Genomic DNA, 12,136 nt, shown 5'->3' with positions numbered 1-12,136 from the left:
TCCGGCAGCGTTACGTGATGGCGCGAGACCCTTTCTCTTGCGCCGCTATCGCCTGTTCGTTTTGCATCATGGCAAAGAACGTCTCCAGCTCACGTAACATCATTGACGCAGCAATCGAAAGTTGGCGCTGCGGTGCAACACACAGCGACAGCGTGAACGGCTTCAAAATCGGATCAATCAGCGGAATGAACTTCAGTTCACCGCGCCGATGCTCATCTACAATATCCAGCCAACACATGATGCTGATGCCTACATCATCACGCACCAGCGAACGCAGCATATGAATATTGTTGGTTCGCCCTACTTCGTTCAAGGTAATCCCCGAGGTATTCAGCAGCGCTTCCAGCGGTTCAGCCAGCATAAGCGGTGCTGATGGCACGATAAATGGCCAGGAATCGCAGTGGCTAAAGCGGATCGATTCCAACTCTGCCAACGGATGCTGGCTGTTCACCACAATGCCCAGCCGCAAATCCGCAAAAGATTTAACCAGCAACTCGCGTGAACTTTGTGGATTCAGCATGATGCCAAAGTCCGCATCACCCGCAGTTAGCGCATTGGCGATATGAATATTGCTCATGGTGGTCAGGGTAAAAGAGATGCCCGGATATTCTTGCCGGATATGCTGCAAGATGGACGAAAAAAAGCCGCGGTTAATGGCATCAATCGTCGCAATATGCACATGTCCATGCCGTAGCCCGCGCAGATCATCCAGCTGGGTGCAAACGCGCCCAAACTCTTTTTGCCAACCCTTAGCGGCATTAAGCAAAATTTCACCCGCCGCTGTCATACGTAATCCTGATGGATGACGTTCAAACAGAGGCATTTCCAATTGCTCTTCTACCCGCAAAATCTGCCGATCTATGGATGAAGCCGACACGTGCAACACCTCGGAAGCCTTGCGCAGCGAGCCTTGGCGGGCCACTTCGGTGAAATAAATCAGGAATCGGGAAAACGCGAACATAGGGGTGCTCTCTTTTTTGCAACGCTTCATGCGAATTTAACAGATGGACGCTCACACTGCGGCAAAATAATAATCGCAGTCATGATAAAAACAGTGGCGCACACTGCGATATTGCAGGCCGACGCGCCCTATCGCGTACAGGTTTACCATGAAGCAGGCAGAGACTTTCGCCGTCACCGTCATCGCAAAGCAGTTCAACGGTACAGGCAATCTGTTATTGACCCTCAAACGTGCCGATGCGCTGGCGTTACCCTCTTATACGCCGGGCGCGCACATTGATGTCGCGATCCCGCTCTGCGGCAAGCGCCAGTATTCACTCTGTTCTGCGGCTGAAGCAGAGGATGAATATCAAATATGCGTCCGCCTCGATGCTGCCAGCACCGGCGGTTCGCATTGGCTGCATCATCAGCTGAATCAAGGCGACAGCCTGACCATTTCCGCGCCGCGCAATCATTTTCCGTTACCGACTTCATCGCGCACGCTGCTGTTCGCGGCTGGCATTGGATTAACACCATTACTGGTGATGGCTGAAGCGCTGGCCGCTCGCGCGGCGGATTTCACCTTGCATCTCTACCTGAAAAATCGTGATGAGCTGGCGTTTTCTGCGCGTCTGAAATCGTTGGGCGATCGCGTGGTTTATCACTTCTCCAGTGAAAACGAAAGTTTGCGCCAGCACATCCCCGATGATCTGCTGTTTATTGAAAACAGCGTCATTGTTGCCTGCGGCCCGGAAGGTTTTATGCAAAATTTGCAGCGCCTCAGCCAGCAATATGGCTGGAACAGTGACCAGTTTTATACCGAACGCTTCAAGCCCAGCACGGTCACTCAACCGATTAACACCGATAGCTTTGATGTTGAAATTGCCTCCAGCGGCGCACGGTTCACGATCAAGCAAGAGGAAAGCATTGCCGAGGTGCTTGAGCGTGAAGGCATTGAGATCGATCTCTCCTGTGAGCAAGGCATGTGCGGTACCTGCGTAACGCGGGTAATAGCGGGTCAGCCCGATCATCGCGACGATGTCCTGAATATGAAGCAAAAAGCGGCCAACGACTGCATCGTGCTCTGCTGTTCACGTTCACATTCTCCCCTGTTGGTGTTGGACTTATGAGCCCGTTCAACGGCGTGACCGGCGCACGTTTGCCCTGCTGGCTTTTACCTGAAAGCTGGCCGATGCAGGGCAATCAGCCGCAGCGTGCAACGCTGCACTTTCAGGATAGCGGCGTAAAAATCACGCCTGATGACACCGTTTCTCGCGACAATTACCTTGCGCTGAATGGCGCGCTGGTGCTGCCGCCGCTGATCGAACCGCACGCGCATCTGGATAAAACTTTTACCGTACAACGCAGCCCGGCGCAGCGTCCCGGCTTGCTGGCAGCGATTGAAGCGATGCACCAGGATCGCGCCAGCTGGACGTCTGAGGATATTCACCTACGTGCGAGTCAGGCGTTGCAGTGGGCGGTTGAAGCGGGTGTAGGTTTACTTCGCACACACATCGATTGGTTTACAACAGATGCTCCGCCTGCCTGGCAAGTGGTTGGCAAGTTGCTGCATCCACTTTGCACCATTGAGCGCGTAGCGTTGGTGCCTCTGCCGCTGTTTGCGCATGCCGAGGATGCCGAGGAAATTGCCCGCCAGGTTGCTGGCAGTAGCGGCGCTTTGCTGGGTGGGTTTATTCATAGTAGCAATTGGGATTCACAGGCTTTCTTGCAGTTGATGCAGGCAGCAGAACGCTGGCAACTCGACATCGATCTGCACATTGATGAGGAGCTAACAGAAGGCGCTCAGGGTTTGCGCTGGCTGGCAGCGTATCTGCAACAACATCCTTTTAGCGGACATATCACCTGTAGCCACGGCTGTGCGTTAACGCATCAGGCCGATGGCGAAGCCACGCTCGATATCCTGAAACACCATAACGTCACATTGATCGCCCTGCCAGCCACCAATCTGCTATTGCAGGATGCGGTGCCTGACCGCACGCCGCGCCAGCGCGGTTTAACCCTGATTAAAGAGGCGATGACGCGAGACATCCCGCTGCTGCTGGGCGCTGACAATGTGCAGGACGCCTTTTGTCCATTCGGCAGTTACGACCCGCTCGACACGCTGTTCAGCGGATTATTAAGCGCACAACTCAGTGACGCCTTTGATCAGGCTTCCGCGTTGATCTGCCGCCGCACTGCGTTACACGCCAATGCGCCTGTGTTCACGCATGACTTATTGATTTTTCCCGACGCCGACCTCGCGAGCTGGCCACTACGCCAGCGCCAGCGCTACCGACTGGTTAATGGCGTCGTTCATTCCCTTTCCGCTGGAGAACCTGTTGATGGCGCTTGATGAAGGTGCGGGTAAACCGCTGGCCCACTATGCCGCGTGGCGACGCGCGGGTGATTACATCTTTCTCTCCGGCATCATTCCGGTTAATCCGCAACGCGGATTGATTGTTCGCGGCTACGACGACATTCCTGCCGCTGCGCAGCAACGTTTGGGTCGCAGCGGAGAGTTCTCTACCGATGCCAAAGAGGGACCGATCCTGGCGCAAAGCTGGTACGTGCTGGAGAGCATCCGCACCACCATCGAAAGTGCCGGTGGCCAGATGAGCGACGTTTTCAAGCTGGTGCAATATTTCCGCAATCTCGACCACTTCCCGCATTACAGCCGGGTACGGAAACTGTTTTTTAGTGATGCACCGGTTTCTACCGTAGTGCAGGTCAGTGAAATGCTACCCAGCCCCGATGTGCTGATTGAAGTTGAAGCCACGGCGTGGTTGCCGCAATAACACGAGGATTTGAAATGCTTAATGGTTACATTCCGGCCAACCGCTTTTTGCCGTTTCTCAGCTGGACCGACATCGCAGCACTGCCGAATAAAGAAAACACCGTGATTGTGTTGCCGACCGGTGCCATTGAACAGCACGGGCCGCACCTGCCTTGCGCGGTGGACAGCGTAATTTCGTCTGGTGTGGTGGGTCACGCGTTAGCGCGCTTGCCCGCATCGATTCCGGCATTTGCCATTCCGCCCATTACTTACGGTAAATCTGACGAACACCTGCATTTTCCCGGCACCTTAACGTTGACCGGCGAAACGTTGCTGCACACTATTTTAGAGATCGGCGAATCGATTTATCGCGCCGGTTTCCGCAAATTTCTGATGGTCAACGGACATGGTGGCCAGCCGCAACCGCTGCAAATGGCGGCGCGCGAACTGCGACTGCGCCATGGCGATATGATCATCATCATGCAAGACACCTTCAAAGTGCCAAACTGCGCCGAAAGCTTTATGGACGATAAAGAGCGTCAAATGGCGATGCACGCCGGCCATGCTGAAACCGCATTGATGCTGGCGCTGGCACCAGAAACGGTACAGATGGAAAAAGCGGTCAGCAATTATCCCCCTGAATTCCCTTGCCCAACGCTTTCCAGCACCAAACCGATGGCGGCTTGGGTTTCTTACGATTTTGGCCCGAGTGGCGTGATTGGCGATCCGCTGCCGTCTACACCCGAACAAGGCGCAGCCATTCTCGATTCGCTGGCTGAGAGCTGGGCCAAAGTGATCACCGAAGTACATGAAATGCAGTGGATAACGCGTGAAGCGCCTGCATGGGGAAAAGCGCACTGGCACGGCAAAGTGTTAGACCATAACGATGCAGCGTCACTGTTAAAACAATAATCGGGGATTGGGTATGAAAAAAACATTGAGCCTTGTCGCAGCACTTTCCGTGGCCCTTTCCGCGCCGGGCATGGCCGCAGAAAAATTCACATTTATGACGAACTGGTATGCACAAGCTGAGCATGGCGGTTTTTATCAGGCGCAGGCGCAGAATCTTTACCGCGATGCCGGATTAGACGTCACCCTGAAAATGGGCGGGCCGCAAGTGCATACCATGCAGTTGATGGCAGCAGGCCAGGCGGACTGCATCATCAGCGATAACATGCAGGCGTTGCAATCCTGGCAATCTGGCGTTGAAGCGATGCCGGTTGCCACCACCTTTCAGCATTCGGCAATTGTATTTATTACCCATCCTGATGTGAAAAGTCAGGCCGATCTGCAAGGCAAAACCTTTTTGCTGGCTTCAGAAGCGTATACCTCTTACTGGCCTTGGGCGCAGAGTGCGCTCAACCTGAAAGCGGCCCGCGCCCGCCCTTATACCTTTAGTATTCAGCCGTTCTTAGCCGATAAAACGCTGGTGCAGCAAGGCTATCTGACCTCAGAACCTTTTGCAGTACAAAAAGCCGGGGCACAAGCCAACGTTTATCCGATCAGCGAGTGGGGTTATCCGCCGTACGGCAACAGCATTGTTTGTATGAAATCAACAGTGGAGAAGCGTCCGCAGGTGGTAGCGGCCTTTATTAAAGCCTCGATGCAGGGCTGGAAAAACTACCTGCAAGATCCCAGCGCGGGCAATGTGCTGATCAAGAAAGAGAACCCAAATATGGGTGATGACCAGATCGCTTTCAGTCTCGCGCAGATGAAGAAATATCAGATGCTAACCGGCGGTGATGCGCAAACTCAGGGCATCGGTATCATGACCGAATCGCGTCTGAAACAGACCTATCAGCTGCTGGTTGAGAATAAACTGATCGATCCGGCGAAAGTCCCGTTTAAGGGAAGCTACAACCTGACGTTCATCCAAGACGCCAAGGTCATGCCATGAATAAAGCCAGCCGATTGACCTTGATGAGCAGCGACAACGCGCCGGTAACACTACCCGGTGCAAGCGCGCCGCCGGCGATTGACGTGCTCTCCGCTGAGAAGATTTATCCCAACGGCACGCGTGCATTGCTGCCGGTTGATTTGACCATTCGTCAGGGGGAATTTGTCACCCTGCTCGGGCCATCCGGCTGCGGCAAAAGTACCTTACTGAAAATGATCGCCGGATTGATTGAACCCAGCGACGGTAAGCTGATGCTTTTTCGCCGCGACCGCCGAGAAAAGCAGCGAGATTTACCGCTCTCTTTCGTGTTTCAGGAAGCGACGCTGATGCCGTGGAATAACGTGCATAAGAATGTGCGTTTGCCGCTGGATTTAGCCGGTGTGCCGCGCCCGGAAGCGGACACGCGGGTGAAAGAAATCCTTGAGTTAGTGGGATTGAGCCAGTTTGGTCACGTTTTGCCGCGTGAGCTTTCCGGCGGTATGCAGATGCGTGTCTCCATTGCGCGCGGTTTAGTAACGCGGCCCAAAGTGTTGCTAATGGATGAACCCTTTGGCGCCTTGGATGAGATCACCCGCAACAAACTTGATAGCGATCTGCTGCAACTGTGGCAAGAGCAAAACTTGACGGTGGTGTTCGTCACTCACTCGATTCAGGAGGCGGTATTTCTGTCGCAGCGAGTCATCATGATGGCGGCGCGACCTGGTCGCGTCGTTGATGACATTGCCATCGATGCGCCCTTCCCCCGTGATGATGAATTCCGGGTCAGCCAGCCATTCACGCTGTATGCCCAACAGCTTCAGCGCGGCTTGTTCAATGCCAGCCAGGAGAGCAAATCATGAAAACCCCGTTTGCTGCACGCCAGTCATTTCAAAAACTGTTTTATCCACTGTTGATGGCGGTGGCAATATTACTGCTATGGCAATGGCTGGTCACCGCTCTGCAAGTACCGGTGTTTTTGGTGCCCTCGCCACTGGTGGTGGCGCAGAGCCTGATGCAGAATTTCCCTTCGCTGTTTATGTCGCTGCTCTACACCATGAAGATCACAGTGATTTCGTTTGCTGTGGCCATAGTTATTGGCTCGGTGATCGCCTTTTTACTGGTGCAGAACCGTTTTATCGAGACCGCGCTCTTCCCCTACATTGTTTTTTTACAAGTGACGCCGATTGTGGCGATTGCGCCATTGATCATCATCTGGGTGAAAGACACCACCTTGTCGCTGGTGGTGTGCGCCACCTTGATGGCGGTCTTCCCTATCATCTCCAACACCACACAAGGCTTGCGTAGCGTTTCGCCGGGGTTGCTGAGCTATTTCCAGCTTAATCACGCTTCGCGTATGCAGATTCTGCTGCGTCTGCGCATCCCTTCCGCGTTGCCCTATTTCTTCGGTGCCTTGCGCATCTCCAGCGGTTTGTCGTTGATTGGTGCGGTTGTGGCTGAATTTGTCGCGGGTACCGGCGGCACCGATACGGGTCTGGCTTATCAGATATTGCAGGCCGGTTATCAACTCAATATTCCGCTGATGTTTGCTGCGCTGTTATTGATTTCACTGGCGGGGTTTTTGTTGTTTGCCGTGATGTCATGGCTTACGCGTCGCGTATTGGCCGCCTGGCATGAGAGCGAACTCAGCCACAGCTAATTTACTTACCACAGGAATGCATAATGTCTGATTCTGTTCGTCAATCCGCGCTGTCTGCGGTGGTCGCGGCGTTGCCTGCGCTCGATTGGATTAAAGAGGCCCCCAAGGTAAAACGTCTGTCGCGAGACTTTCATTGGTTCAGCCCAATCCTTAAAAATCTGTTGGACGATAAATTTGCCGAACTGGCGGTGCGTCCGCGTGATGAGGAAGAGCTGGCGGCGGTGGTAGCTGCCTGCGCTGCACAACGTTTGCCTTTAAATATTCGCGGCGGCGGCACGGGCAATTACGGTCAACTGATTCCGCTCCACGGCGGCGTGATGGTTGATATTACGAAGCTGAACGCGGTGGTGGAAATGGGTAAAGGCAGCGTGCGGGCACAAGCGGGTATTCGGCTTGGCGATCTCGAAGCCTATACGCGTCCGTTTGGTTGGGAACTGCGCTGCATGCCATCAACCTGGCGCTTAGCCACGCTTGGCGGTCTGTTTGGCGGCGGCTTTGGCGGCGTCGGCTCCATCAATTACGGTCCGCTGGCCGCACCAGGCAACGTGCTCTCGGTGCGAATAATGACCATGGAAGAGACGCCACGGATTATCACGCTGAAAGCGCCTGAAGCCATGCTGTTGCATCACGCGTACGGCAGCAACGGTATTGTGCTGGAGATTGAACTGGCGCTGGCGCCCTGCCATCACTGGATCGAACGGCTGGATAGTTTCAGCGATTTCGCCAGCGCAATGGCGTTTGCGGATGCGCTCGCCCGCTCACCGGGCTTGGTTAAACGCCAAATTGCGGTGATGGCAGCACCTATCGCCGATTATTTTACCGATCTCGCGCCTGAGCAAATATCAGGCAAGCATGTGGTGATTTCGGTCGTCGGCAGTGAAAGTGACGCATTGTTGCCCGCTTTATTAACGCAGCATGCTGGACAGTCCGTGCTGCGTTACAGCGATGACCAGCATGAAGGCCATTCACTGATCGAATATTGCTGGAATCACACGACCTTACAGGCACTGAAGATCGATAAGAGTCTGACCTATCTGCAAACCGCCTATGCACCAGACAACTATCTGCAACAGGTGCTGGATATGGAGCAGTGCTTAAATGGCGAGGTCATTTCGCATATAGAATTTTTGCGCGACATGAATGGCGCACTAACGTGCAGCGGCTTACCTTTGGTGCGTTATAGCGATGAACATCGTCTTAACAATATAATGCAAACTTACCGCGATAACGGCGTGAAGATTAATAATCCTCACGTGCTGCATATTGAAGAGGGTAAACAAGGGATGATTCGCCCCGATGTTGTTGCAATGAAACGCGCATTCGATCCGCATAATTTACTTAATCCGGGTAAACTGCGTGGTTGGGACGTTCGTGAGACGCTGCCCGACGTTAAAATAAACGGCGTTACCGCAGTATAATTAATCATAAATAATCTACCGCTTGCTGCATTAATAAGCAGACGGGCGGGCTTTGCTCTATTTTAGACAGGAAAAGGTTCAGGAAAATGCATTTAAAAACGCTTTCATTTGCGGCATTGTTGTTTCCGTTCACCTCCATAGCGATGGCCGCTACGCAAAGTAATATTGACTCAAGTTGCCAATATGGCACCAGCGGCGTTGACAACTTTACCGACATATTTACCTGCGGCACGGTAAGCGGCAGCCTGCGCACGCTTTACTATTCAACCCACAATGCTTATTTCTCTAAAGGTTTTAATCAGGACACTGTGAGTTACGGTGGCAGTTTGAAATATGAAACCGCCCCATTTTATGGTTTCCGGGCGGGCGTTAGCGGAATATTTTTACGCGGAATTGATCATCCAGATGAAGCGCATACCATTAGTGATATTGGCGATAATCAAACCAATGCCGGTGAAGCTTATTTAAGCTGGCAGAAAGATGACTTTAAAATAACCGTGGGCGATCAACGCATCGATATTCCTTTTGTCGGTGATTATGACTGGCGAATAACGCCGATACTTTTTCGCGGCGTTGATGCGCATTACGGCGACAAGCAAAACTTCCTGCATGCAACCAAAGTCTGGCGTTATAAACCGTGGGGAGACGACCAGTTTCTCGACAGCACCGCATATACCGATGTAGATGAACGCACCAACGGCATGTGGGGCATTGGCGGCGGACGCGCTACGCAATGGGACGATAAAACCTTAAGCGGTCAACTTTGGTATGAAGAGTACGCGGACTATTCTCGCATCGTATTCGGTGAAAGCCATTTACGCTGGCAAGAAGCGACCTTCCAGCCTGATTTTGGCCTGCAAGTTATTCGTGGCACCAGCCAAGGTAAAGCGCTGGCGGGCGAAGTCAACAGCACCTCTTACGGTGCACAGCTGGCGCTGAGCTTTACGCCATCACTGAGCTGGAAATTGGGCTATGACCACATCGCTGCCAGCGGTGACAGCTGGAATAATGGTTCGCTGGTGACACCTTACGCGCACAATACCTCGTCTGGCCCCTACTTCGCACAACCCTTCTTTACCAGCACCCAGGATTTAGGCAGTGGCAATGCGTGGTCAACGGACGTGAACTACGTCATGAATGAAAATCTGTCGATTGGCTCGCGTTATTCCTTTATGGATCTTAAACCGGCTGCGGACTCCTCCAGCATCAATCAGTCAGAATACCTGGTTTATTTCACCTGGAACTTTACCGGCGTATTAAAAGGTTTGAGCCTGACCGATTTTGCCGGAGTACAGACTTCGCCGCTGTATGACTCAGATTTCTGGCAGAATCGCTTGTCACTGCAATACGACTTCTAACACCATCAAGGGAAGGCTGTATCTCGCCTTCCCCTGTTTTTAGTTGATCCCCTCATCATATTGCGCCGCCTTTGCGCGCTGTAACGCATGCTTAAATTGTCGCACCTCTTCGCGGCGCCAGTGTCGCTGAGCCAAAGGGGCCGACTCCGTTGCCTGGGGTAAGGGAATGCCGGCCAGCGTTCCGCGATTACACATTGCTCTGACCAATCTCGGTGAAGAAACACCGATATAGCGCGCCATCTCATTCAACGTCATCAAGCCGCTACGCATTTTCGCCTCCTTTTTTTCGGTAATAAGGCATTTTTGAGCTATTTCTCGGTTCATTTATTGATCTGAAACAGTGTTAAGCGACAAAGCGTCCGCCGATTCAAAAAGTTGCTACGCTGATAGCCATCAATATCCAAGAAATGAGAGGCTCACTTGCTACGTTCTGCATTGATATCACTGACACTATTTTCTTCATTAGCCAACGCACATAACGTGATGCTTGGCCAGCCGGTGCCTTCAATCTTTATCGCCGATAAAGGTGAAATGGTAATGCAGCAAGGGAAACTGAATTATCAAAAATGGCGTAGTCAGGCGCTGACCGGTAAAGTGCGTTTGATTATTCATGTCGCAGGAAGGATATCGGCAAAGGAGCAAACGGCAGGATTGATCAGCGCATTAGAACACGCCGCTTTACCGCGTAACACTTTCCAAACCACCACTATCGTCAATACCGATGATGTGCTGCCAGGCAGTGGCATATTTGTGGTGCGCAGTATTGAATCCAGTAAGAAATCGACCCCATGGCAGCAATTTATTATTGATAACAGCGGTGTTGCGCAGCATACATGGCAGCTTAAACCGCAAGGTTCAACAGTCATTGTGGTTGATCAACATGGCATTGTGCGCTTTGCAAAAGATGGCGCATTAACCTCACAGGAAGTTATTCATGTGATGAGTGAATTGCGAACGCTGCTCGGATAATTGGCCACATTTCATCGGCTCAGAAACGTTAAATTTTTGGTAAAGAATCGATGAATGTTTCTGAATTCCCCACCTTTTATTAATCCTCAACTAATATTGATTATGTGGTTTTTGACCACCGTGCCTTGAATACCTGCCAACCATAATGTGGCAGTAAACATACTATGAATATGGCATCGACTTTGTTTCGACTTGCTGTGCATTCATCTGCTAATAAGGACAGCCTTAATGACGGCTTGTGCAGAAAAACAGGTCAATTATCCTCACAGCGATATTTCAATGCTATTGAGCGATATTGAACTGCGTCTTGATGAACTTTTACCGGTAGACGGTGAGCGCGATTGCGTTGGTGCGGCAATGCGCGAAGGCACTTTAGCGCCCGGTAAACGTATTCGCCCCATGCTTCTGCTGTTAACTGCACGCGATTTGGGCTGTGATCTGAGTCATCGTGGACTGCTGGATCTGGCTTGCGCCATTGAAATGGTTCATGCAGCCTCGTTAATCCTCGACGACATGCCCTGCATGGATAATGCGCAAATGCGACGCGGCCAACCCACTATTCATTGCCAGTTTGGCGAACATGTGGCGATTTTGGCTGCGGTTGCGCTGCTCAGTAAAGCCTTTGGTGTGATCGCCTGCGCGGAAGGCTTACCCGCCAATGCAAAGAATCAGGCGGTGACAGAATTGTCTCACGCTGTTGGGTTGCAAGGCTTGGTGCAAGGTCAATTTAAAGATCTCTCAGAGGGTGACAAACCGCGCAACGCGGATGCCATTTTGATGACCAATCAATTCAAAACCAGCACCCTGTTTTGCGCCTCGATGCAGATGGCATCAATCGTTGCGAATGCTTCCTCAGAAGCGCGTGAAAAGCTGCATCGCTTCTCACTCGATCTTGGGCAGGCGTTTCAGCTACTTGATGATCTTGCCGATGGCATGACGAATACCGGCAAGGATTGTAATAAAGATGCCGGGAAGTCGACGCTGGTGAATATGTTGGGCGCGAAAGCGGTGGAGAATCGTTTACGCGATCATCTGCATCGTGCCAATCAGCATCTTGAAGCGGCTTGCCAGAATGGTTATGCCACGCAACATTTTATTCAAAGCTGGTTCGAGAAAAAACTCGCTGCTGTCAGCTAAGGATGCTGC

Annotated in this window: 13 protein-coding genes; 11 read left to right on the top strand and 2 right to left on the bottom strand. The window is 52.3% G+C overall.

Features of this window, described 5'->3' with window-relative positions; translation table 11 throughout:
* Nucleotides 1–10: 10 nt before the first annotated feature.
* The gene (locus ACF2G4_RS19660; RefSeq protein WP_409076002.1) at nucleotides 11–961 is read right to left on the bottom strand and encodes a LysR family transcriptional regulator; all 951 of its coding nucleotides are present in this window, start codon (nucleotides 959–961) and stop codon (nucleotides 11–13) included.
* Nucleotides 962–1,109: 148 nt separating this feature from the next.
* Between ACF2G4_RS19660 and ACF2G4_RS19655 the strand changes: the two genes are divergently transcribed.
* The 9 genes from ACF2G4_RS19655 to ACF2G4_RS19615 all read left to right on the top strand — a co-directional run bounded on the left by ACF2G4_RS19655 (nucleotide 1,110) and on the right by ACF2G4_RS19615 (nucleotide 10,021).
* Nucleotides 1,110–2,069: a PDR/VanB family oxidoreductase gene (locus ACF2G4_RS19655; protein WP_332626949.1), complete on the top strand. Its 960-nt coding sequence runs from the start codon at nucleotides 1,110–1,112 to the stop codon at nucleotides 2,067–2,069.
* Nucleotides 2,066–3,292, top strand: a complete 1,227-nt coding sequence (locus tag ACF2G4_RS19650; RefSeq protein WP_409076001.1) for an amidohydrolase family protein — start codon at nucleotides 2,066–2,068, stop codon at nucleotides 3,290–3,292. The genes ACF2G4_RS19655 and ACF2G4_RS19650 overlap by 4 nt, the downstream gene beginning before the upstream one ends.
* Nucleotides 3,282–3,734, top strand: coding sequence for a RidA family protein (locus ACF2G4_RS19645; RefSeq protein ID WP_215848563.1), 453 nt, complete (start codon nucleotides 3,282–3,284; stop codon nucleotides 3,732–3,734). Before ACF2G4_RS19650 ends, ACF2G4_RS19645 begins: the two co-directional genes overlap by 11 nt.
* 14 nt (nucleotides 3,735–3,748) lie before the next feature.
* On the top strand, nucleotides 3,749–4,624 hold the full coding sequence (locus tag ACF2G4_RS19640) for a creatininase family protein (RefSeq protein WP_332626947.1): 876 nt from the start codon (nucleotides 3,749–3,751) through the stop codon (nucleotides 4,622–4,624).
* A gap of 13 nt (nucleotides 4,625–4,637) precedes the next feature.
* A complete protein-coding gene (locus tag ACF2G4_RS19635; RefSeq protein ID WP_409076000.1) occupies nucleotides 4,638–5,609 on the top strand; it encodes an ABC transporter substrate-binding protein in 972 nt (323 codons plus the stop codon).
* Nucleotides 5,606–6,448, top strand: coding sequence for an ABC transporter ATP-binding protein (locus ACF2G4_RS19630; protein WP_243079261.1), 843 nt, complete (start codon nucleotides 5,606–5,608; stop codon nucleotides 6,446–6,448). The genes ACF2G4_RS19635 and ACF2G4_RS19630 overlap by 4 nt, the downstream gene beginning before the upstream one ends.
* Nucleotides 6,445–7,245 carry an ABC transporter permease gene (locus ACF2G4_RS19625; protein ID WP_215848559.1) on the top strand — a complete coding sequence of 267 codons (801 nt, stop codon included), beginning with the start codon at nucleotides 6,445–6,447 and terminating at the stop codon, nucleotides 7,243–7,245. The genes ACF2G4_RS19630 and ACF2G4_RS19625 overlap by 4 nt, the downstream gene beginning before the upstream one ends.
* A 23-nt stretch (nucleotides 7,246–7,268) precedes the next feature.
* Entirely contained in the window at nucleotides 7,269–8,663 is a 1,395-nt protein-coding gene (locus ACF2G4_RS19620; protein ID WP_332626946.1) for an FAD-binding oxidoreductase, read from the top strand.
* Between the two features lie 86 nt (nucleotides 8,664–8,749).
* Nucleotides 8,750–10,021: an OprD family outer membrane porin gene (locus ACF2G4_RS19615; protein WP_409075999.1), complete on the top strand. Its 1,272-nt coding sequence runs from the start codon at nucleotides 8,750–8,752 to the stop codon at nucleotides 10,019–10,021.
* 39 nt (nucleotides 10,022–10,060) lie between these two features.
* Here the strand turns inward: ACF2G4_RS19615 and ACF2G4_RS19610 are convergent, their stop codons facing one another.
* Nucleotides 10,061–10,291 (bottom strand): hypothetical protein, encoded by a 231-nt coding sequence (locus tag ACF2G4_RS19610; protein WP_332626944.1) that lies wholly within the window; start codon nucleotides 10,289–10,291, stop codon nucleotides 10,061–10,063.
* Between the two features lie 150 nt (nucleotides 10,292–10,441).
* On the opposite strand from ACF2G4_RS19610, the gene ACF2G4_RS19605 reads away from it, so the two are divergent.
* Nucleotides 10,442–10,990, top strand: a complete 549-nt coding sequence (locus ACF2G4_RS19605; RefSeq protein ID WP_243079266.1) for a YtfJ family protein — start codon at nucleotides 10,442–10,444, stop codon at nucleotides 10,988–10,990.
* A gap of 228 nt (nucleotides 10,991–11,218) precedes the next feature.
* Nucleotides 11,219–12,127 (top strand): polyprenyl synthetase family protein, encoded by a 909-nt coding sequence (locus ACF2G4_RS19600; RefSeq protein WP_409075998.1) that lies wholly within the window; start codon nucleotides 11,219–11,221, stop codon nucleotides 12,125–12,127.
* Nucleotides 12,128–12,136: the final 9 nt, after the last annotated feature.

The sequence above is a fragment of the Pantoea phytostimulans genome, from assembly GCF_046118715.1.
Classification (GTDB): Bacteria; Pseudomonadota; Gammaproteobacteria; order Enterobacterales; family Enterobacteriaceae; genus Pantoea; species Pantoea phytostimulans.
The sequence above is the reverse complement of the archived record's forward strand: the minus strand, read 5'-3'. Positions and strand labels throughout refer to the sequence as shown.